Below are 20,406 nucleotides of genomic sequence, written 5' to 3'. Positions count from 1 at the left end.
TATGACGATGAACTTTACACAACGACTTTCTCCTACGATTCTTTTAGGAGTTGTAATTTGCTTGTTAAGTGGCTGTAAAAGAGAATCAGTGAATTGGAGCACCTTAATTGAGAAGTATTCAAAAAAGGGAGATAGTTTATATCTGAAATCTGTTTTGTATTTACGAGAGAATAATAGAGACCTTACATCTGAGAAGATTACATTTATAGATAATGCGACTGGGCGTGAGAGAGATATCCGGCTAGATACTATTGCTAATGATAGTATTCTTGATGCGATGTTAACCAATATGGATCTTGATTATAAAAGAGAGGAAGTGAGTGATTTGCAGATTTTTTCTACCGATTATATCGATAGACATATAGAGCAGGCGGTGGGAATGTGGCGACGATATCCATGGACTAAAGATAAACCTGATAGCTTATTTTTAAATTATCTGTTACCATATAAGGTGCTGCGGGAGGCACCAAGCAAGAACATAGATTTTTTCATAGAACAGTATCGGACGGTTATTGATTCTATGGCCTATGAAAAAGCTAACACTGATGTCGTTTATTGGAAGCTTAATAGAGAAGTTGGTAAATGGTTTAGCTTTTCGGGAGATGATCATACTATACTCAGCCATTCTCCTTCGTTAGACGAATTACTTTGTATTAAGAAAGGTGCATGCTATCATTACGCAATTCTATATGCCTATATGCTTAAATCTGCTGGTATTCCAGCTACGGTTGCCCTTGTGCCTAAATGGGGAAGTAAAAATGGAGATCATGCAGAAGTTCTTTTTATGGATTCTACGGGAAAAATGGTCACTCCTGAAAGAAATCGCTTAGCCAATGCTAGTAAAATATTTTGGATGACCTTCAAAAACCAAAGGATATGGTCAACAGAGATCAAACCGCTCGTAGGCGGCTACAATTTTGCTATTCCTTACTTAAAGAATGATCATTGGATTGACGCCACAACCCAACACAGAGAGACTGTGAATATTCCCTTTAGTCTACCTGGAGATATCAAAGTTCCTTTTGCCTATATCTGCGTATATAATTATGGTAGATGGACCCCGGTATTTTGGGGTAAAGTTGAAGCAGACAATAAGGGGATTTTTAAAAATATGGGAGTCGATATGCTCTATAGTGTAGGTATTCCAGATATCCAGGATGGATATAGGCTTATTGGTAAAACTTTTTTGGTAGATACATCAGGTAACGTACATATAGTGGCTCCGTCAAGTGGCTTTTATGCTATTATGTGTTTGGATAAAGTAAATACCGGTGCGCGTTCTAGTGTTGCTAAAGGTGAATCATATACTTTAGAATATTATGACGTTAATGGAAAATGGGAAAAACTTGCTACAAAGAAATGTGAATCAACTGGAGTTATTGAATTTCAACATGTCCCGGCAAATACGATATACCGGCTTATCAACGAAGTTGGGGATGGACGGTTGGAACGGCCATTTACTTATGACAACGAGAAGCCATATTGGAGATAGTGGTGATTGGAACTTTCACTTTAGTAGAGGCACTATCTCATAAATCAGGGATCTGACAATTGCTCAAATTGTTGTCTTATGTGGAGGAGACCCTGATCTTTACTTTAAAACATAAAAGAAATGGGCGAAATTTCTTCCGACCATGACTGGGTTACTCCCGGAGCTTTTTGATCATTACTGACTTCTACTGCGCAATACGTATGGTTCCTGCCGCCCTGGCGCCGTGACTGCGTTGCATCGTTCCCATTAGTTTATCCCGCTCTTTTTCAAATTCTGCCCGGGTCACTTTCTTTCCTTTTGAAGGCGCTTTGATCACTGTGAGATCTGCCTGGTCGCTTAATGAGGTGGCCGTGTACACCGTGCGGCCGTTGTTGATATCAATTCCCAGGATCAGCCCTGGCAGCTGTCCCTGGTACTCTGGCCCCGCCGATACGGGGATGGAAGGCGTGAACCAGACAACGATGTCGGCTGTATCGGCTACCTCTTTCGTTTCCAGTTTACCGTTTTCCATCGTGGTGCTGGATCTTTTGCCAATGCGCTGCATGACTGCCTGTTGACAGGGATAGTTCAGAATGGTAGTGGTGGCCCCGGTGAGCTTCCAGTTGGGATGCCGGACGCTATCGGCGATGATATAATTTTTTGCGCCAAATTCAGTTCCTTCTATTATTTGTCCTGTTGCCAGGTTGGTGTAGATTATATCTCCTGCGCCAGCCATTACCATGTGTACCTGCATACCACCTTCCGGTTCTGCCAATTCTTCCGGTGTATTATCCTCCACAGCGCGGCGAAGGGACTGGTCGTTGGCAAACAATACTTCGAGCTTGTCTTTATGCGAACGTGGTAATGATTGCGCCATGTCGTCGGCCAATCCCTGTATGTGTATTTCCATCTGTGTGGTGCGCTCATATACCACCTTTCCCTGTTTTTGCTGCCCATATACCGAAAGCAATATCAGCAGGGCGGGAAGCGTACAAATAGTTTTTTTCATCTGGTATATATTTTAAGAAAATAAAGCTATTTCCTTCTGGCGGCAACACAGGTTAATGTAGCTTGACTTAATGTTAATTTAGGTTAATGTTCTCTGGCGGGGTCCTGGGATTTGATAGATTTGCGTTAGTATTGTTATTACTTACCACACATGCGTTATAAACTTTCCATACCGGCTACCGCTTTCCTGATAGCGTTGTCGATCCTGCTTATTACTGCTTTCCAGGCATACTGGCTAAGCAAGAATTACCGGGAGGAAGAGAAGCTGTTTAAATCCCGCACCAATATTCTTTTCCGGGAAACCATTTTCCGGTTGCAGGCAACCAAGCTGAAACTGGATTCCACCGTCAGCATACACATTACCGACAGGGAAGGGGTGATGGGGATTTCCAGTGTGTTACATGAACGTTTTAAGGATTCTACGGTTACAATAGCACGGGCAAAGCCGGCTATGATCGTGGCAATGAAGGCCGATGACCAATCGGCAGAACCACTAAAAACGGTAAACCCACCGGTACATGAAACTTATAATGTGCAGTATGCCCGTACCCAGAACGCGCCGTCTGTACGGGTATTTGATTTCCTCACCGGCGTGGATTCCCTCCGTGATTCCATTACAATCAACGAGGTGGTAGACCGCTATGCTAAAGCATTACAGCGGGAAAAAATAGATGCCGGCTTTACTGTTACTACCGTGCCTGCTGATACCACCCGCAGCTACTTTGGTCCTTTCCCCGACGACCTGGAGAATAATATTGTTACCGTGGGTTTTACTAAACCAATTAGTTACCAGGTGAATTTTGAAAATAACAGCTGGTATCTGCTCCGGCGTATTAGTCAGCCGATACTGATATCTGTACTATTACTCGGCGTCACCATTTTCTCCTTCCTGCTGCTATACCGCAACCTGAAGCAACAACGGAAGCTGGCCCAGCTCAAAAACGACTTTATCAGCAATATGACCCATGAGCTGAAAACACCCATTGCTACGGTGAATGTAGCGATTGAAGCGCTGAGGAGTTTTGACGTGCTCGACGACCGTAAAACTACCCATGAATACCTTGATATTTCCGCGCACGAAATGCAGCGACTCAGCTTACTGGTGGATAAGGTGTTAAAATTGTCGATGTTTGAAAACAGGGAAATTGGTCTCAATAAAGAACAGTTTGACATCAGGGAGTTAGCCAGAAGCGTTATGAGCTCTATGAAACTACAGTTCGAAAAACAACGGGCGGTTACCACCCTGCAAACTACAGGTAACAATTTTATTGTGATGGCCGACAAGCTGCATCTTACCAGCGTATTGTATAATTTGCTCGACAATGCGTTGAAGTATAGCTCAAAAGAACCCAATATCCTAATACACATTATTGACCATAAACAATACCTGGAAATTCGTGTAGTGGACAATGGTATCGGCATTGCGAAAGAATACAAAAGCAAGATCTTTGAGAAATTTTTCCGCATACCTAATGGCAACCGGCATAATACAAAGGGGTATGGACTTGGATTAAGCTATGTGTCACATATTATTCAACGTCATATGGGCTTTATAGAAGTTGAGAGTGAGTTAGATAAAGGCAGTATATTTTCCGTTAAAATTCCTTTTGCAGAAGCTGCCGTTATTTATTATGATAAAGGCCGCATCATAAGGCAAAAAAAGATATGACATGAAGATTAAAATTCTATATGTTGAGGATGAATTATCATTGGGTAAGATCGTAAAAGAAAGCCTGCAACGGCGGGGCTTCGAGGTAGTGCTGGAAAGCGATGGCGCCAACGTGCTGGATGTTTTTAAAGCGATCGATCCCGCAGTATGCATACTGGATGTGATGTTGCCCAACAAAGATGGCTTTGAAGTGGCTGCCGAAATACGCAACATCAACCCGGAAGTACCTATATTGTTTCTCACTGCCAAAACCCAGACCACAGATTTGGTGAAAGGATTTACGTTGGGCGGCAACGATTACATCCGGAAGCCTTTCAGTATGGAAGAACTGATTGTGCGTATCGATAATGTATTACGTTACTCACCTGCCAGCACGGCTCCCATGGCAGACCATGTCAGGATTGGTAAGTTCCATTTTTATACAAAGAAACAGGTACTCGCCCATGGCAATGAAGAAATAAAGTTATCGTACCGGGAAAGCGAACTGCTTAAACTGCTATACGAAAAACGGGACGGCATTATCGGCAGGAAAAATATTCTTGATCTGCTGTGGGGGCACGATTCCTTTTTCAACAGCCGGAACCTGGATGTATATATCACCCGCCTGCGAATACATTTAAAGGAAGATGAAAACCTCCAGATACTCACGATCAAAGGGGTTGGATATAGATTTGTGCTGGATTGAGCCGGAGTATATATATTGCAGGGGGTAAGGGTCGGATTTATAGAAAAAAGCGACCCTTACTTTACCTATAATGGCTACTTTACATAAAAAACTGCTCAGCAATAATTTTGCCGTCCTTCACAGTATACACGCATAGTTCCGATATCTTCCCACGGTCTCTACCTTTCATTTTGACGTCCATCGTGAGCATAAAGCAAAATGAATTTCCGGCAATTAACGGGGTAGACACGGTGGTGCCAAACCTGGATTCCACCATTGCGTTAAATTTTTGATCTTTCTCCTTTAAGGCGGCCAGTCCTTTGGTCTCTTTCTCAAAATCAGGGGTGCTGTAAGGTTCTATACTAACCGCATCGTCAGCATACAACTCCGCTTGTGCCTCAGTAAATTTTTCATTGCGGCAGTATTCTGCCAAACGAGATGCAATTTGTTCAACTGTCATGGTTAAAAATTTAAGTGGTTAAAAAATAATCTAACAGGCCCCGCCTCCTTGCCGGACGGCCAATTATAACGGATGAGCGTTTCAGGGACAGCATGATAATCCCTGCCTGCAATGTGCGAATCAATTATTTTTCCTGTTAGAAAAAAAGAGCTACCATTTTTTTCTGCAAACATTGTTCCTGTTAGGGTTGCTGAATTACTGATCGTAGCTGCAAAATACGATAATTAGCTGTTTACAGAGCCAACCACCGGAATGGCTATTGTATTGTTGACAAATGGTAGTGTTCAATACTACAGCAACTTGTTTTTTATTTCGATTGTAAAGGAGGTAATAGGCTTCATTTGATGGCTACTCCATCGACCGCAACCCAATCATATTCCCTTCCGAATCTTCTATCAATGCAATGAATCCGTATTCGCCAATATCTTGTTTGGGACGGATAACCTTACCCCCGGCGCTTTCCACGCGGCTGAGGGTATGTTCAATGTCTGCGGTATCGAAGTATATGAGGGTGCCACCAATTCCCGGCGGAGCTACATCGAGTTTTACCAGGGCGCCACGGGCGTTGGGGGCCTGTTCATCGCCGGCAAAAACGGCGTATTCCATCTGGCTATGCCTGTCGTTGCTGACCGGCAGATCCGTAAGCGTACATTTAAATACGTCTGTATAGAATTTTTTAGCTCGCTTAAAATCGGACGTATAGATCTCAAACCAATTCACTGCATTTTTCATATTACCTGTTTTAAAGTTGAATCAATGATTCAAAATTAAAACGGGCCGGTAAAAATGGACTTGCCCTATGGCAAGAAATGCTAGCCTGCGGTAATTTCTTTCCGGATCCGGCTCAGCGAGCTGTCGGTTATACCCAGGTAAGAAGCAACGTACTTTAGAGGAGAAAGAGCGATGATGGTTGGTCTCGTCGCTATCAGCTGCAGGTATCGGTCGGTGGCGCTGATCATGAATGCCTGGATAGAGCGTTGTTTCAAAACGAATAGCTGGTGGGTGGCCCAGTGTCGTCCCCATTCCCGGAATCCTTCCACTGTTTGCAGCAGCTGCTGGAAATCATCATAAGATATCTTCCATGCGGTTACTGCCGATACCGTCTGGAAGTTTTCATTGGAAGGGATGCGTTGAAAGAGAGAGAAAGATTCTATCAGTATGTCACCCGGACAATAATATTCGGTAGTTATCTCATTGCCATTATAATCATACAGGAACGACCGGCATAGCCCCTGTTCAATGGCATAAAATTCCCGGGCAGTTTTGCCGGCTTCCAGTAACAGGGCGCCCGGTGCCAGGTCGATTTTCGTATGCGCTTCGGCGATAGCTTTATAGTCGTGGTCCCGGAGGAGAGGATGATGATATATGGTTTGGAAGAAGGCAGTGTCGGTCATTGGGCAAACATTTTCTATTTCGACACATATCTCAGCCACACCACATCTCCCGCTAACTTCTCCACACCCGCCAGTTTCAGCAGAGCTGCTTTTCCTTTGCCGGCCTGGTTGGTAATTTCAAAGACAGTAGGGGTATTGGGGGTGCCATCCGCAATGGGTACAATGAGTACGCTGAATTCATCAATAAGCCCTTCATTGAGGAAAGTGCCGTTGAGGATACTGCCGCCTTCCAGCATGAGCTGTTTGATGGGAAACAAGGTGGTAAGATGGTGTAATGCTTTTTTGATATCTACTTCTTTCTTCCCGGCAAAGACATAGGATATTTTTTTACGCTGCAGGTAGTAGAGATAATCATCGCTGACATCTTCAGTAAGAACGGCAATAATATGATCGCCACCGATTTCATTGGTATCCCAGGCTAGTTTTCCTTTGGTGTCGACGGTTATCGCAAAGCTTTTGGCTGTTTTGTCGCCTATGAAAGGGGCCCTGCTCATGGTATTGGTGGGTTGGATGAGCTCTGCCTTGGCGCCCTCATAAAAATCTTTTTCCAGCGATACCCGGCCAAGTATCCAACCCTGTGTGTGATAGTCTTCGTGAATTTTATTATAGAGTGCAGAATACTGCTTTACTTTTTGTGGATGTTCCCAATTTTCGGTAAGTATTTTTCCGTTGATGGAGGCCACCATGTGGCAGATGATATATGGTTTGTTCATTGTTGGAAGTTAAGGGTAATGCGGCCCATTGATAGATATCCTTTTAAAAATGCAAAGGAATACCGGACTTTTCCCGGCTAAGGTAGAAAAAATGGGCCGTTTAGCGCAGGTAGGATTACCAGACCTATGCTGATGATATTATATAAACGGTATTTTATTGTAATCTTATTTTATTTAGATAAAATAAAACAATTTCCAAAGAGATGCCTTACACATAATTGCTATCCAATATTTATACAATGTTAAAATTGCCAACTGCTGCTCTATCTGCTATCGGCTGTAGTGATTAACGGGTGCTGGTTACAGCTATTGAGCTGCATTGTGCCCTTACTCTTCACCCTGCTGGAAATACGCAGCGTAATACCTAATAACGGACCTTTGTATTGGTAACAGATTCTTTCATCTAAAACCATAAGACTATGAAAAAGGTGATGAATTATGTATTGGTAGCAGGTATAGGACTGGTTGCCTTAGGAATGATACCTGCAACTGCCACTGGGCATACGATGGGACATCGTCACCATATGAAGAAAGAAGAAAGAAGGGAAGAGAGGAGAATGCGTAAGGAAGAAAAGAAACATATTGAAATCGTCGCACCCGCGCAATCCGGGAATATGATGCCACAGGCTGCACTTCCTGTAATGGAAACTTATGTTCCGCAGGATGTAGTGAACAAGCTGGAATCGAAGTACGGATCCGCATTATATGATATTACCACCTTACAATCTGTTAATGGGGTAGATCGTTATTGCGTGCGCACATTGAACAACGGGATAGCGGAAGCTGTCACTGTAGATGGTTCAGGTGCTCCTGCCATGTAATTGTTTCCCTTTTATCTGTGGATATTTTAGCCTCCTGGTATAATGCCGGGAGGCTTTTTGTTTATTGCCTGTATTGATAAAATATCCCCGTATCAAAAATCGTCCAGCGGCAGGCTTTTTGTCCGCAGCTTTTTAACCCACTGTTAGCCCAGGTATTACAGGTATGAAAGAGGTTATAGCTGCCTTTGGCTTCATAAAAGGCATCGTTGTTATCATAATTGGCGTGGGTGTTTATCTTCACCGGCAGGCCATTGGCGCCGGTTTTAAAGCTGTTGTTGATATATTGTACTAACCGGGTGTATTGGGAGGCGCTGATCATAATCCTGCGACAGCTTTCATCTTCTCTGAGTTGATGATAGTAGGTAGCATGAATGGCGGCAGTGCTTAAATTAAAGGCGGCTTTGAAGGCGGTACTTGCTTTCAGATCGGCCCAGGTGGGCGTTTCCAGGTAAAATCCTTTATCGCCCCAGCCGAAGGCGAGGAGCTGGGCGGTGCTATCGTTGGCAATGGTGTTATGGTATGGAATATGGGTGCTCCAGTCGATTTGTGGGGTACGAACAGGCACTACCAGGTCGGTATGCACTCCATTGGTAAGGATGTAAATGGGAATATCTGCGTCGCTCACCAGTTCTTTGGTGGTGCTCATACGGGAAAGGGTATACGCAGATAGCAGGTATATACCGATCAGGCTAAAAAAGGTTAACAGCGTGTAGACGATGTACTTCAGTACTTTCTTCAAGGCAACAGTTTTATGAAACCAACAAATTAGCCATTTTATTTATTATGCTGTTATTAAAAAAGCCCCCGCTGAAGTGGGGGCTTGATCGCTACGCTATAAATTACGGTTCTTTGGGAAGAACGCCTTAAACACAAAGTATCTTTACAGCACATAGTAGGCTGGCTTTTCTTCTGGTTCTTCCGGCGCATGGTATTGCTCATGCAGCATTTGCCGGAGGTCTTTTTCGATATTCCGGGAAATGGTGGTCACCGGCGTATCGGTAGGTTTGTTCTCAAACGGATCCTGCAGGTTGATCGCCATCTTTTCTATCAGCAGGAAAGAAGAGGCAATGGCCACTACCAGTGGGATCTCCATAAATCCCAGCACATCTATTAATGCAAAGGGCAATAACAGTATAAAGAAAATGAGCGTAAAGTGAGTGTACAGGCTGTAGGTAGCCGGGAATACTGTGTTTTTAATGCGTTCACATTTTCCCATGGCATCGCAGAGCCGCGACAAGGTTTCATCCAGCGCTATTTGCTGATACTGGTTAATCCATCCTTGTTCCAGGGCATATTTGAGGTCCTTTCCATGTAAGAGCAACAAGGCAGCGGGCACATTATCATATTTCATCAGGTAGTTAAGCTCCCTTCTTGTTAATAATCTGTCTACACCTTTGAGCGGATCTGTCTTACGTAACGATTGTCCGAGGCTATAGCACCATGCTGCCTGTCGCTTTACAAAGCGCTCCTGGAATAGGGTCAGGTCTTCCGACTGATACGTTGCATCCATCAAACTGAGTACCTGCCTTGTGAGCGAGCGCGAATCATTTACAATGGCGCCCCATATGGTTCTGGCTTCCCACCAGCGGTCGTAGGCCTGGTTAGACCGGAAGGCCAGCAGGAGGGAAAGTACGGTACCCAACACCATGGGCACTGCAATGGGGATCACCAGGTTGGTGACATCATACTGGTAATAAAGGATGTTGATGGTGAGCGAATAAACCGCTACCAGCAAGATTTCAAACCTGATTTTACCGAATACATATTTAAGGGGGATATTTTTCTTGAGTAACATAACCTTGCTTTTATTCTGTTGCCAGCAAAAGTGCTGATATGGTGGACCTGTTGGCCACAAACCGTTGTTTCTGCAATTGAATCTTCATCTTCGGGTAGTTGCATTTGCTGATCAGTTTTTCCGGATCATAGCTTCTTTTGGAAGGCGGTGTATATTCATGATCTACGGGTTGTATGATCAGGTCGATGTTCTGTGCCAGCAGGAAGTTGCGCAATGCTGCGCGGGTGCTGCCGTGAAAGAATTCAATTTTCAACTGGTGAATGGCGGAAGAATATTTATTACGAATAATTTCACAGCCATCCTGGAAGTCGGCCGAAATCAGTTCTACGTGTCTGCTGTTGCGGGTGTAGGTAACCAGGTCGAACAGCGAGTCGGGCATCTGTAAAGCATGCATCAATATGATATTTACCTGTTCGTATGGGTGTTGTGCCACAATGCTGTGCACATAACTAAGAGATCGTATGGAGAAGTCTGTTGGAATTAGAATATTTTTCATATCTGGTAGCTTTTATGATCACAAAATTATTGGGCGCATATAAGGAACCAGTAAGAGTGGGGTTAAAAGGTTGTAAGAATGTGGTAAGAATTCGGTAAGAAAACAGGCTCTACAGTGGAAGTTCCACCCGGATCTCGGTTCCATAATTTACCTGGCTGTTCACGATGATATCGCCCTTATGCATACGGATGATATTCATGGCCAGTGGCAGACCGATGCCATACCCTTTAAAATGGGAGGTATTGGAGGCCCGGAAGAAGGGGGAGAAGATGTAAGGGAGGTCTTCCGCGGGGATGCCGATGCCCAGGTCTTTTACGATGATGATATTTTTCTTTTCGGTGGCGGCCAGCGCAATGGATACCGGTTGGTTATTGGAATATTTCACGGCATTCATCACAATATTGCTGAGGGCCAGCTCCAGCAGCTGCTCATTGCCGGGGATCAGCAGTTTATCTTCTTCTTCGGGGAAGAGGCTGTAATCGATTTCCACCTTATTACCGGGATGGAGTTTATCGATGGTATGTTTTACGGTAAACAGCAATTCATCGCTGCGGAGCTGGCTCCATTCCTGCTTTTTGCCATCGAAGCCGGTCTGGGCCAGGTGTAGAAGACTTTTGGTGATATGTTCCAGTCGCCCTGCTTCGCTCAGGATGTTTTGGAGGGAATAGATATATTTTTCGGAGGTCCGTTCTTTATTAAGGGCCAGTTCAGCTTCGCCGATGATGGCGGTGAGCGGGGTGCTCAGTTCATGGGAGGCGTTGCTCACAAAGTTATTCTGGGTTTCGAAGGCTGTTTCCAGGCGGTCGAGCATATTATTGAAGGTATTGGCCAGGTCATTGATTTCATCGCCGCTATTGTCTACGTTGAGCCGTAGGTGGAGGTTGCGGGAGCTGATACTTTTCACTTGTACCATCATATGCCGGATGGGCTGGAGTATATAGCGGGAGAAGAAAATGCCGGCGCCTACCAATATGAGGCTCGATGCCACGGAGCTGATGATTAAGATCCTGCGAAGCCAGCCCAGGTATTCTGCGTTGTATTTGTTGATAGCGGAAACAATCACAATATAGAGGCCCTGTTTGCTTTTGTAGAGCACTCCTTCGTAGAAGTGGTTGCCCTCGCGGTAGGTGGCCTTTTTTTCCCGGATCACCCGGGAGTAGAAGTCGGCGGGGAGCGCCAGCTGTTCATTGTTATGGATGGAGCCGTCGGCGGCTACGGGGAGGAAGTATTCCTTTTCAGAAGGGAGTTTTTCCAGGTGTTCTTCCCGGATTTCATTATAGATGGCCGAATCGGATTCGTAATAGGGGAGGGTGGCTTTGGCACTGAGATAGGCGCGTATTTCCAGTCGTTTGTAGAAGTCCTCGAAAGAGTGCTGGTTGGCGAAATAATACACCAGTATACTCATCATGAGGATGGTAGAAACGGTTAAACCGGCAAACAGCAGTAATATCTTAGTACGTATTTTCATCGGCCTTATTTTCCCTGATCATGTATCCGAGTCCCACTACGGTATGAATGAGTTCTGCCGGGTTATGTTTATTAATTTTTTTCCGGAGATAGTTGATATATACGTCCACCACTTTGGTATTCATATTAAATTCGATGCCCCATACCTGTTCCAGTATTTCCAGGCGGGAGAGTACTTTCCGCGGGTTTTTCAGCAGGTATTCCAGCAGCCGGTATTCTGTAGCGGTCAGGGCAATGGTTTTCCCTTGCCGGTTGGCGGTTTTAGTATCTGTATCCAGTTCCAGGTCGGCCAAACTAAGTATAGCCGGCGACGTTGGTACAACAGGAATATCGGTATTATTGGTTTTCCTTCTGAGCAGGCTGCGGATGCGGGCTTCGAGCTCCTGTAATTTGAAGGGTTTTACGAGGTAGTCATCGGCGCCGCTATCGAGTCCCATCACAATATTTTCGGTGGTGCCGAGGGCGGTGAGCATGAGTATGGGCACTTCCAGCTGCGCTTTTCGCAGGGAGCGGCATACTTCTATGCCATTGAGGCCGGGCAGCATTACATCGAGTATAATAAGGCGGAAGGATGGGTTATTGAGCGCCATTTGGAGGCCGCTGTTGCCGTCGGGAGCTACGCTCACTTCGTAGCCGGCTTCGGCGAGGCCACGGGTGATAACGGATACTACAGCAGGTTCATCTTCTATCAGTAATAGCTTCATGACGGGTAAAGATAAGGCTATTCGAGATGGCGTACGCAATTAAAGAGGTCGCAGCGCCAGTGAGGATCAGTAAACTGTAGTTTGGTGAGGGAAGTATTTTTCATGGGCGGTGTAGGATGCATTTCCGGCAGGAGGGCATCCAGCATCTGGCGGATGAAGCTTCCGTGGGTGATGAGCAGTATTCTTTTGCCCGGGTTTTCGGCGAGCAGGTCCTGGATGAAGGCATTGCCCCGTTGGAGTACGGAGGCGCTGGTTTCCATGCCGAGGTCCATTTGTTTCCAGTTTTCACCCCATTTAGCGAGTCGTTCGGCTTCGGTGGTGCCTTCGATGAGGCCTCCCCCGGCTTCCCCGATTCTGCTGTCTTCAATAACCGTGTTGATTTGTAATTCCTGGGCTATGATCGCAGCGGTTTGCCTGGCCCTTATTAAATGACTCGAATACACCAGATCCCATGATTCACGGGTGAGCCACTGCCCAAGTTTAAGCGCCTGCATAATACCCTCTTCATCCAGGGGGATATCTGAATGTCCTTGTAATCTACCGGCTTTGTTCCAGGAAGTAGTTCCATGGCGGATAATCGCAATTTGGGTCATATGGGCTGTTTTGAATTCCGGGGGACAAATATAGGTAAATCATGGCGGGGTTAATAGTAAAATTACGGTAGTAATTATAATTCAGTGAATTTTTGTATATTAAAAGTATAATATATTTGTTCAAACTATTTCCCGGTATACCTTTTCATCCCTTAGCTGAACCTGCAAGACACAGCCCTCTCTTAAATCAGGACCTTATTAAAAATTGGTTTTTCATCTTTTCTTTTTTACTCAAAACAAACAATTATGAAACACAATGTTCAGATGCTGGCCCATTCCAGAATGCAAAAAATGCAAAAAGAGTATGTAGCAATGATGGCGAATGGAGACGTATGCTTTTCGTTATTCCAACTATTTAATCATGATGAGTTCCGGTTGGATGAATTTTGCCAATCATTCAGACCGCACCCGTATTCACGCCAATTAAAAAGGGCAGCCCAGGAGTTTTGCGAAAAATACGATATCTGGCTGGAGAACGCGGAGCATTACGTAACCTGCGCGATATATCTTTTCCCAACAGCTAATTTGTATCGTATGATCAACATCCTCAAGAATTGTACAGTTGATTTCTACCTGAATGATACCATGGGAAGGGAGGTTTTTACACATCTCAGCGCGGCGGAACAGCAAAAATGCAATGTGATAAGGGAGCATATGGCAAGGTTAGATAGCCCATTTATTTGCCAGCCCGATGTTGCTGATGTCGAAAGAGCCAATGCAGAAATGATGTCAGATATCCGTAATACTTCGCCTGGAAGATGGTTTGAGGCATTTCGCAAGATGTACAATTATCATATCGATGTTACGCATTTAGACTGCAATACTAATACAATGGGACGTATTCCCAGCGTTGATGAGTATATTGATATGAGGGGGCATATTTCCGGTATGCATCACACGATTCAGTTAATTGAATACAGCGATGGGCAATTTTTGGATTGGGAGTGGATGGACAATGTGAATATCTCGTCAGATATGCAGCGTTTGCAGTACGTTACTGCTGCCATTGGCTGCTTGATGAATGATCTCTTCTCTTTCGAAAAAGAAGTGATTGACAACAGCTCAGATTCAAATTTGTTGATGATTATGGCGCTAAATGACACTAACCTCACGCTAGAAGAGGTCATTTTAAAATCAGCCGGAATTGTACAGCAACTACTATTGGAATTTACGGTGTTGGTTAACAGGGTGCGGACCCGGAGTTATCAGCGGTTACCTGCGGACACGGAAATGGTTGACAAGCTGGATGCTCACATTGGAGGGCTTGAAAGATGCGTCCAGGCAAGCTGGATGTGGCAAGTTTATACAAAACGGTATAAGAGGGTCAATTCCATGTGGAAAGAAACACAACTGGCTCCCGTTACGGCTGCTGCTGTCTAATTAAGCATTATTCCTGTAATTCGCCACTGAGTGGATGTAATTGTTGGTTGAGAATCTTTACCAGGGACTTGTAATCAAGCGGCTTTTCAACAAAAGCGCTTGCACCTGCGGCTATCATTTGATCGCGGGACTCCAGGAAGGCATCGCCAGTGGCGATTATAACGGGTATTTTCTTAAGTAGCGGATTTCTTTTTAAACGTATTAAAGTGTCTTTTCCGTCCATAATATCCATGTGATAGTCCATGATAATAATGTCGGGAATACGTTTCTGGCAAGCTTCAAGGACCTCAGAGCCATTTGCTGTCAGGCAAACAGAACAACCTATTTGTTTTAGAAACCTGGAAACCAGCATCGCACTCATTTCATTATCTTCTGCCACGATCACGTGGATGTCACTCAGATCTATAATGGCGTCTTCTTCCAGGATATCCAGTTGAATATCTTCCAGGCTGCCGGCAGTTAGCGGTAGCACCACTTTGAAGCTGTTAATTCCTGAGGGACTACTTTCTGCCGTAATCGTGCCGTTCATTGAATTGACCTTATTTTGCACAATATAGAGTCCCAAACCAGCACCTTCTGTATATTTCCGCTTGTCTGTGGTAAAAGGATCGAATATAGTTTTAAGCTTTTCTTCCGGAATATGATTTCCCATATTAACGATATGCAGCGACCAGGTTGTTTGATTGCCGGTAATATAACAATTAATAGTGGAGCCTTTGTCGGAGTACTTGATAGCATTTCCCAATAAGTTGGTGGCTACCTGGTTTAGTTTTAACGCATCACCAATAATTACCTGTGGCATTTCGCTGATACTAAGTTTAATTTTAATATTTCTCGATTTAGCGATTACCCTGCTTACATCTACAAGCTTTTCAATGAATGGAGTTATCTCAAAGGCTTCATTGGAGGTAGTTTCAGTATTTCCAGATTCTATTTGTGCCATGTCCAGTACATCATTGACGATGTTCCTCGTATGGTTACTCGCTAGTAGCAGTTGATCTATCAATAGCTCTATACTTTTCAGGTTTTCGTCTAATTTTATTTCCCGCTTTAATAATTGAGCCACACCATAGATGGCGTTTAACGGGGTTCTGAGTTCATGTGTTACCTGGTAGACAAATATTTTCTTAAAATGGTTACTTCTTTTTAATTGTTTGTTGAAGTCGTTACTATGAATGTACGGTCTGCTAACAACGATGATCAGGGTTAAAACGCCAAACATCGCTGATAAACGGAAGATATAGGCGGCATGTATATTCAATGGGATGGTAGATACCAAATGATAATGATAGTAGGTTTCCAGCATAGTCAAAATGCATATCGCTACTACCAGAGCAACCCTCCTCGTTGGGCGGTCCTGGAATATCAGGTAAATAATAGATATCAGGAATATGATCATTGCCTGTAGTTCAATGATGTTGCTCAACAGTATACCGAAATAAACTGACGCAACACACTGAATGAGGAACGTACTCGCTGCAGCTGCCCAATAACGTCTTTTGTGGTTCAAATAAATAGTAAACAATGTTGCGAAAAATTCGATGCTGCTTGGAATGATAATAGACAACTGCGGTGTTATAATGATGAATGTAGTTCCTACAATGAAGATAAGCGTAGCTAACACGAGACTGAGGGTATTTACAAGCTTTATTCTTGCAACCAGCTCATCATCATTTACTCCCTCTGTACCGGTTTTGGTTATTTTTCTGAAGACTGTTTTTAGTCTTTCTATAATTTTCATAGTCATAATTAAGTAGTCGTAGGATTTAGCAGCATTAAATTCGAAACAGACTTAATCAGTAAGCAAATGTTTAAGTCTCGTTGTAGGTAAATGTCTTAGTTCATAACGCATTAATGATCTTCTGAGGGTTGATTTCCAGTGCTAATTCTTCCGGGTATCCTTTTTAAGGGGTTGGATACCTACCATCCAAAGTTATAGTATTTCCTCCTAACATCAAATTATCATTATTTTTTTCAAAACCTCCCCCAGACCTGCATTTTCCCCGTAATCCTTACATTTGTCATTATGGCCATGAATATTACTCCTAACAAAGAAACAACATCAGTGGAACCGGCACCGGTTAAAGAAGAACCTGTTATTCACGACGGCTCTGGCGGCGCCTTTGAAGGCACAGAACTGGTAACGGAAGAACGGGATGACAAGCCTACACCCAAGAGTCCTACTCCGTACTAAGCGGATGCTATTAAATGTTTAAATTAGTTGTACCAAAAAAGTAAAGCTTATGTTATCCTTGGAAAAAATCAGCGAATTATTAGGAAAAGAAAGCGATACCCTCCTGCAGCATCAAAGCAAGACCATCAGCAAAGACTTGCTGCATCTGCCAGGTCCTGATACGGTAAATAAGATTTACCTGCCTTCCAGCCGCAACCCACAGGTGCTGCGCAGCCTGGGACAACTGTTTAATCACGGGCGACTCTCCGGTACCGGCTATATGTCGATACTCCCGGTTGACCAGGGCGTAGAGCATAGCGCCGGCGCTTCTTTCGCGAAATATCCCGCTTATTTTGATCCTGAAAATATTGTGAAGCTGGCGATAGAAGGCGGCTGCAATGCGGTGGCTTCCACCTTCGGCGTGCTATCGGCCGTATCGCGGCACTATGCGCACCGGATTCCATTCATTGTTAAAATCAATCACAATGAACTGCTCACATATCCCAACCGGGCCGACCAGGTAATGTATGGCACCGTAGAAGAAGCGTGGAATTTAGGAGCCGTAGCAGTAGGCGCCACCATCTATTTTGGCTCCGAACAATCCGACCGGCAGCTGGTGGAAGTATCGCAGGCTTTTGAAAGGGCGCATGAACTGGGTATGGCGACCATTCTCTGGTGCTACCTGCGCAACGATGCCTTCAAAAAAGATGTGGATTATCACCTGTCGGCCGATCTTACCGGGCAAGCCAATCACCTCGGTGTAACCATCCAGGCGGATATTATCAAGCAGAAATTACCTACAGTAAATGGCGGATACAAGGCATTAAATACCGGCAGCTCTTCCTACGGTAAACTGGATACACGCATCTATACTGAGTTAACCTCGGATAACCCAATTGACCTGTGCCGCTACCAGGTAGCTAACTGCTATATGGGACGTATGGGATTGATCAACTCCGGTGGTGCGTCAGAAGGGGCGGCCGACCTGGCAGAAGCTGTACGCACGGCAGTCATCAATAAAAGAGCCGGCGGTATGGGATTAATCTCCGGACGTAAGGCATTTCAACGTCCTATGGCAGAAGGAGCCGCTCTGCTGAATGCCATCCAGGATGTATACCTGAACGAACAAATTACAATTGCCTAGTGATACATAGCCCCGCGCCATGCGGGGCTATTCTTATCTTATCTCATCTCACCTGGCCATTACCATATACAAACCACTTCTCTGTTACCAGCTTCTCCAACGCAAATGGCCCGCGGGCATGGAGTTTCTGCGTGGATATACCTATTTCGGCACCCAGGCCAAATACGCCTCCATCGGTAAACCGGGTTGACGCATTCACGTAAACTGCCGCCGCATCTACCTCATTGAGGAAACGCTCACTTACGGCCGTATCCTTTGAGATAATCGCCTCGGAATGGCGGGAGGAAAAATGCTGTATATGCAACAACGCAGCGGTGGTGTCGGGCACTACTTTCACGGAACATTTCAGCGATAAAAACTCCCTCCCAAAATCTTCCGGCGCCGCGGCAAATAACCGCGGGTATTGTTGTTGCTGTAAAATGCCAAAGGCGATAGGATCGGCGTAGATGTCTACTCCATAGGCTTGCAACTGTGGCGCCAGCAGGGCCAGGAAGTCTGCTGCTACGGCTTCATCTACCAGTACGGTGTCCAGCGCGTTGCATACAGAAGGGCGGGACACCTTAGCGTTGGTAACGATGGTGGCAGCCTGTTGTAAGTCCGCCGTTTTTTCCACGTAGGTATGGCAAACACCCGCGCCGGTTTCAATGACCGGTACCCGGGAGTTGGCCCTTACAAATTCGATCAGCTGCTCAGAACCACGGGGGATGATGATATCGATATATTTTACTGCGGTCAGCATTTCCGTTACCAGGTTACGGTCTGTAGGCAGCAGCTGCACAGCGTTTTCATCTACCCCAAACTCCTTTAATACCGTTTGTATCAGCTGTACGAGGATGGTGTTGGTATGAAAGGCATCGGTACCGCCACGTAATACACACACATTACCGGAACGGATACAGAGCGCTGCTACGTCGACGGTTACATTGGGGCGTGATTCATAAATAACGCCTACCACGCCCAGGGGGACGGTTTTTTTCTGTACAAGCAAACCATTGTCCAGCGTGCGTTCCAGCAGGAGCACGTTGGCGGGATCGGGCAAGCCGGCAATCGCTTCCAGGCTGGTGGCCAGGTCGCGGATACGGGCTTCGGTGAGCAGGAGCCGGTCCTTTTTAGGATCTTCATCCGGCATACGGTCCAGGTCTTTTTTATTTTCAGCGGTAATGGCGTCCGATTGAATCAGGATCACGGCTGCCAGTCGCCGCAGGAGCAGCTGTTTCTCCGCATCAGGTAAGGTGCGTATGGATACGCCTGCCTGCTGTGCCTTTTCCAGTAATGGTTGTATCGTTTGCATGATTTATTTCCGTTTATAACAACACAATATCATCGGCATGTGCTACCTCTGTATTCTGTGCTTTATGATGAGTATCCAATACGTCGGAAGCGATTTTAGCCCTGCCTACGGCGATGGCTACCTGGTCTTCGTTCACGATTTCGATCACTTCCCCGCATTCAAATTTTTCGAGAACAGCTTTTACGCCCACTGCCAGGAGACTGTGGCGTTTTTCCAGCGCCTTTTGCGCGCCCGCATCTATCTGTATACGGCCGGTAACCAGGCTGCCGCTGGCCAGCCACTTCTTACGGGCAGGCATGCTGCAGGGTTGAGGCAGGCACAAGGTACCTGTTTTGCCTGCTATGGCATTGAGTATCCCATCTTCCGTACGAATACCAAAAATGACCACCCGGATGCCCATGCGGGTAGCTAAACGGGCAAAGGTGAGCTTAGACACCATACCTCCCAGTCCCAGGGCCGATTTTTCCTTGTCGGCCAGTCCCAGCGCGGCTTTATCAATAACATCTATCTGCGGCACCACCTTCCCTTCCCGGTCCAGCACACCGGCTACCGACGTGCTGAAGAGCAGGAGCGAAGCGCCAAAACCTACGGCTATCAAGGTGGCCAGCTCGTCGTTGTCGGAGAATTTTAACTCCAGGCTGCTCACCACATCATTTTCGTTGGCAATGGGAATAATGTTGCTGGCCCACAATTCCTCGTAAGTGCGCTTCAGTTGCAGGAACTGGTTGCGGTCGGAGAAATGCGTTCTTTCACAGAGACTCTGGGCCACAGCGATATTATACGGCGCAAAGTAGCGGCTGTATTTGTTCAGCAACAACGGGTTCCCGATGGCGGCAGCGGCTTTACGCTCGCTGATGGTGCCGTTGTACTGGCGTAAAAACTGTTTGCCGGCGGCTACTGCCCCCGATGATACCAGCACAATGTGGTAATCCTGGTGTAATTCGGCCACCTGCCGCGCGATGCCGGCAATAACGGTTTCGTCCAGGTCCCCATTTTGATGGGTGATAGAAGCCGTCCCAAATTTTATAACAAGTATCGGTTTGCTCAATTTGTCCTCGATTTGGCGCCTAAAATAATATTAAGGCGGCGAAATTCTAAATGTAAAATTTACCGGGTCGCCGGAATTATCTGTTATATTAGCGTTTATATTTTCATTATCATCG

Annotated in this window: 21 protein-coding genes; 7 read left to right on the top strand and 14 right to left on the bottom strand. The window is 45.4% G+C overall.

Annotated features, from left to right (window positions below; all coding sequences use genetic code 11):
* Positions 1–7 precede the first annotated feature (7 nt).
* Positions 8–1,492, top strand: a complete 1,485-nt coding sequence (locus tag FHW36_RS27235; protein WP_145673988.1) for a transglutaminase domain-containing protein — start codon at positions 8–10, stop codon at positions 1,490–1,492.
* 184 nt (positions 1,493–1,676) lie between these two features.
* On the opposite strand, the gene FHW36_RS27230 is transcribed toward FHW36_RS27235, so the two are convergent.
* The gene (locus FHW36_RS27230; protein WP_145673985.1) at positions 1,677–2,480 is read right to left on the bottom strand and encodes a GLPGLI family protein; all 804 of its coding nucleotides are present in this window, start codon (positions 2,478–2,480) and stop codon (positions 1,677–1,679) included.
* Between the two features lie 150 nt (positions 2,481–2,630).
* On the opposite strand from FHW36_RS27230, the gene FHW36_RS27225 reads away from it, so the two are divergent.
* Positions 2,631–4,148 carry a sensor histidine kinase gene (locus FHW36_RS27225; protein WP_145673983.1) on the top strand — a complete coding sequence of 506 codons (1,518 nt, stop codon included), beginning with the start codon at positions 2,631–2,633 and terminating at the stop codon, positions 4,146–4,148.
* 1 nt (position 4,149) lies between these two features.
* On the top strand, positions 4,150–4,833 hold the full coding sequence (locus tag FHW36_RS27220; protein ID WP_145673981.1) for a response regulator transcription factor: 684 nt from the start codon (positions 4,150–4,152) through the stop codon (positions 4,831–4,833).
* 79 nt (positions 4,834–4,912) lie between these two features.
* Here the strand turns inward: FHW36_RS27220 and FHW36_RS27215 are convergent, their stop codons facing one another.
* The 4 genes from FHW36_RS27215 to FHW36_RS27200 all read right to left on the bottom strand — a co-directional run bounded on the left by FHW36_RS27215 (position 4,913) and on the right by FHW36_RS27200 (position 7,379).
* Positions 4,913–5,272, bottom strand: coding sequence for a nuclear transport factor 2 family protein (locus FHW36_RS27215; protein WP_145673979.1), 360 nt, complete (start codon positions 5,270–5,272; stop codon positions 4,913–4,915).
* A 348-nt stretch (positions 5,273–5,620) separates the two neighbouring features.
* Complete coding sequence (locus tag FHW36_RS27210; RefSeq protein ID WP_145673977.1) at positions 5,621–6,004, bottom strand: VOC family protein; 384 nt, start codon at positions 6,002–6,004, stop codon at positions 5,621–5,623.
* Positions 6,005–6,084: 80 nt separating this feature from the next.
* The gene (locus tag FHW36_RS27205) at positions 6,085–6,666 is read right to left on the bottom strand and encodes a Crp/Fnr family transcriptional regulator (RefSeq protein WP_145673975.1); all 582 of its coding nucleotides are present in this window, start codon (positions 6,664–6,666) and stop codon (positions 6,085–6,087) included.
* Between the two features lie 14 nt (positions 6,667–6,680).
* Positions 6,681–7,379: a dihydrofolate reductase family protein gene (locus FHW36_RS27200; protein WP_145673973.1), complete on the bottom strand. Its 699-nt coding sequence runs from the start codon at positions 7,377–7,379 to the stop codon at positions 6,681–6,683.
* 419 nt (positions 7,380–7,798) lie between these two features.
* Between FHW36_RS27200 and FHW36_RS27195 the strand changes: the two genes are divergently transcribed.
* Complete coding sequence (locus FHW36_RS27195; protein ID WP_145673971.1) at positions 7,799–8,200, top strand: hypothetical protein; 402 nt, start codon at positions 7,799–7,801, stop codon at positions 8,198–8,200.
* 61 nt (positions 8,201–8,261) lie between these two features.
* Here FHW36_RS27195 and FHW36_RS27190 read toward each other — a convergent pair whose 3' ends face one another.
* The 6 genes from FHW36_RS27190 to FHW36_RS27165 all read right to left on the bottom strand — a co-directional run bounded on the left by FHW36_RS27190 (position 8,262) and on the right by FHW36_RS27165 (position 13,255).
* Positions 8,262–8,939, bottom strand: coding sequence for a TIGR02117 family protein (locus FHW36_RS27190; RefSeq protein WP_145673969.1), 678 nt, complete (start codon positions 8,937–8,939; stop codon positions 8,262–8,264).
* Positions 8,940–9,080: 141 nt separating this feature from the next.
* Entirely contained in the window at positions 9,081–9,995 is a 915-nt protein-coding gene (locus FHW36_RS27185) for a bestrophin family protein (protein ID WP_145673967.1), read from the bottom strand.
* A gap of 10 nt (positions 9,996–10,005) precedes the next feature.
* Positions 10,006–10,491 (bottom strand): hypothetical protein, encoded by a 486-nt coding sequence (locus tag FHW36_RS27180; RefSeq protein WP_145673965.1) that lies wholly within the window; start codon positions 10,489–10,491, stop codon positions 10,006–10,008.
* Positions 10,492–10,600: 109 nt separating this feature from the next.
* A complete protein-coding gene (locus FHW36_RS27175; protein WP_145673962.1) occupies positions 10,601–11,959 on the bottom strand; it encodes a sensor histidine kinase in 1,359 nt (452 codons plus the stop codon).
* Positions 11,943–12,662, bottom strand: a complete 720-nt coding sequence (locus tag FHW36_RS27170; protein ID WP_145673960.1) for a response regulator transcription factor — start codon at positions 12,660–12,662, stop codon at positions 11,943–11,945. The genes FHW36_RS27175 and FHW36_RS27170 overlap by 17 nt, the downstream gene beginning before the upstream one ends.
* 17 nt (positions 12,663–12,679) lie before the next feature.
* On the bottom strand, positions 12,680–13,255 hold the full coding sequence (locus tag FHW36_RS27165) for a histidine phosphatase family protein (protein WP_145673959.1): 576 nt from the start codon (positions 13,253–13,255) through the stop codon (positions 12,680–12,682).
* A 246-nt stretch (positions 13,256–13,501) separates the two neighbouring features.
* Between FHW36_RS27165 and FHW36_RS27160 the strand changes: the two genes are divergently transcribed.
* Complete coding sequence (locus tag FHW36_RS27160; protein ID WP_145673957.1) at positions 13,502–14,635, top strand: terpene synthase family protein; 1,134 nt, start codon at positions 13,502–13,504, stop codon at positions 14,633–14,635.
* 7 nt (positions 14,636–14,642) lie between these two features.
* Here the strand turns inward: FHW36_RS27160 and FHW36_RS27155 are convergent, their stop codons facing one another.
* A complete protein-coding gene (locus tag FHW36_RS27155) occupies positions 14,643–16,376 on the bottom strand; it encodes an ATP-binding response regulator (RefSeq protein WP_186452625.1) in 1,734 nt (577 codons plus the stop codon).
* Between the two features lie 285 nt (positions 16,377–16,661).
* On the opposite strand from FHW36_RS27155, the gene FHW36_RS30630 reads away from it, so the two are divergent.
* Both FHW36_RS30630 and FHW36_RS27150 read left to right on the top strand, forming a co-directional pair.
* Entirely contained in the window at positions 16,662–16,829 is a 168-nt protein-coding gene (locus tag FHW36_RS30630) for a hypothetical protein (RefSeq protein WP_186452624.1), read from the top strand.
* 49 nt (positions 16,830–16,878) lie between these two features.
* Positions 16,879–17,952, top strand: a complete 1,074-nt coding sequence (locus tag FHW36_RS27150) for a class I fructose-bisphosphate aldolase (protein WP_145673953.1) — start codon at positions 16,879–16,881, stop codon at positions 17,950–17,952.
* A gap of 43 nt (positions 17,953–17,995) precedes the next feature.
* Here FHW36_RS27150 and FHW36_RS27145 read toward each other — a convergent pair whose 3' ends face one another.
* Positions 17,996–19,243 carry a glutamate-5-semialdehyde dehydrogenase gene (locus tag FHW36_RS27145; RefSeq protein WP_145673951.1) on the bottom strand — a complete coding sequence of 416 codons (1,248 nt, stop codon included), beginning with the start codon at positions 19,241–19,243 and terminating at the stop codon, positions 17,996–17,998.
* Positions 19,244–19,256: 13 nt separating this feature from the next.
* Complete coding sequence (gene proB, locus FHW36_RS27140) at positions 19,257–20,291, bottom strand: glutamate 5-kinase (RefSeq protein WP_145673948.1); 1,035 nt, start codon at positions 20,289–20,291, stop codon at positions 19,257–19,259.
* Positions 20,292–20,406 lie beyond the last annotated feature (115 nt).

Origin of the sequence: Chitinophaga polysaccharea, from assembly GCF_007829335.1 — a bacterium.
GTDB lineage: Bacteria > Bacteroidota > Bacteroidia > Chitinophagales > Chitinophagaceae > Chitinophaga > Chitinophaga polysaccharea_B.
The sequence above is the reverse complement of the archived record's forward strand: the minus strand, read 5'-3'. Positions and strand labels throughout refer to the sequence as shown.

What these genes read in the sequence shown, in the direction of transcription:
- FHW36_RS27235 (WP_145673988.1), top strand. Translation starts at nt 8, where the DNA reads ATGAACTTTACACAACGACTTTCTCCTACGATTCTTTTAGGAGTTGTA.
- FHW36_RS27230 (WP_145673985.1), bottom strand. Translation starts at nt 2,480, where the DNA reads ATGAAAAAAACTATTTGTACGCTTCCCGCCCTGCTGATATTGCTTTCG.
- FHW36_RS27225 (WP_145673983.1), top strand. Translation starts at nt 2,631, where the DNA reads ATGCGTTATAAACTTTCCATACCGGCTACCGCTTTCCTGATAGCGTTG.
- FHW36_RS27220 (WP_145673981.1), top strand. Translation starts at nt 4,150, where the DNA reads ATGAAGATTAAAATTCTATATGTTGAGGATGAATTATCATTGGGTAAG.
- FHW36_RS27215 (WP_145673979.1), bottom strand. Translation starts at nt 5,272, where the DNA reads ATGACAGTTGAACAAATTGCATCTCGTTTGGCAGAATACTGCCGCAAT.
- FHW36_RS27210 (WP_145673977.1), bottom strand. Translation starts at nt 6,004, where the DNA reads ATGAAAAATGCAGTGAATTGGTTTGAGATCTATACGTCCGATTTTAAG.
- FHW36_RS27205 (WP_145673975.1), bottom strand. Translation starts at nt 6,666, where the DNA reads ATGACCGACACTGCCTTCTTCCAAACCATATATCATCATCCTCTCCTC.
- FHW36_RS27200 (WP_145673973.1), bottom strand. Translation starts at nt 7,379, where the DNA reads ATGAACAAACCATATATCATCTGCCACATGGTGGCCTCCATCAACGGA.
- FHW36_RS27195 (WP_145673971.1), top strand. Translation starts at nt 7,799, where the DNA reads ATGAAAAAGGTGATGAATTATGTATTGGTAGCAGGTATAGGACTGGTT.
- FHW36_RS27185 (WP_145673967.1), bottom strand. Translation starts at nt 9,995, where the DNA reads ATGTTACTCAAGAAAAATATCCCCCTTAAATATGTATTCGGTAAAATC.
- FHW36_RS27180 (WP_145673965.1), bottom strand. Translation starts at nt 10,491, where the DNA reads ATGAAAAATATTCTAATTCCAACAGACTTCTCCATACGATCTCTTAGT.
- FHW36_RS27175 (WP_145673962.1), bottom strand. Translation starts at nt 11,959, where the DNA reads ATGAAAATACGTACTAAGATATTACTGCTGTTTGCCGGTTTAACCGTT.
- FHW36_RS27170 (WP_145673960.1), bottom strand. Translation starts at nt 12,662, where the DNA reads ATGAAGCTATTACTGATAGAAGATGAACCTGCTGTAGTATCCGTTATC.
- FHW36_RS27165 (WP_145673959.1), bottom strand. Translation starts at nt 13,255, where the DNA reads ATGACCCAAATTGCGATTATCCGCCATGGAACTACTTCCTGGAACAAA.
- FHW36_RS27160 (WP_145673957.1), top strand. Translation starts at nt 13,502, where the DNA reads ATGAAACACAATGTTCAGATGCTGGCCCATTCCAGAATGCAAAAAATG.
- FHW36_RS27155 (WP_186452625.1), bottom strand. Translation starts at nt 16,376, where the DNA reads ATGAAAATTATAGAAAGACTAAAAACAGTCTTCAGAAAAATAACCAAA.
- FHW36_RS30630 (WP_186452624.1), top strand. Translation starts at nt 16,662, where the DNA reads ATGGCCATGAATATTACTCCTAACAAAGAAACAACATCAGTGGAACCG.
- FHW36_RS27150 (WP_145673953.1), top strand. Translation starts at nt 16,879, where the DNA reads ATGTTATCCTTGGAAAAAATCAGCGAATTATTAGGAAAAGAAAGCGAT.
- FHW36_RS27145 (WP_145673951.1), bottom strand. Translation starts at nt 19,243, where the DNA reads ATGCAAACGATACAACCATTACTGGAAAAGGCACAGCAGGCAGGCGTA.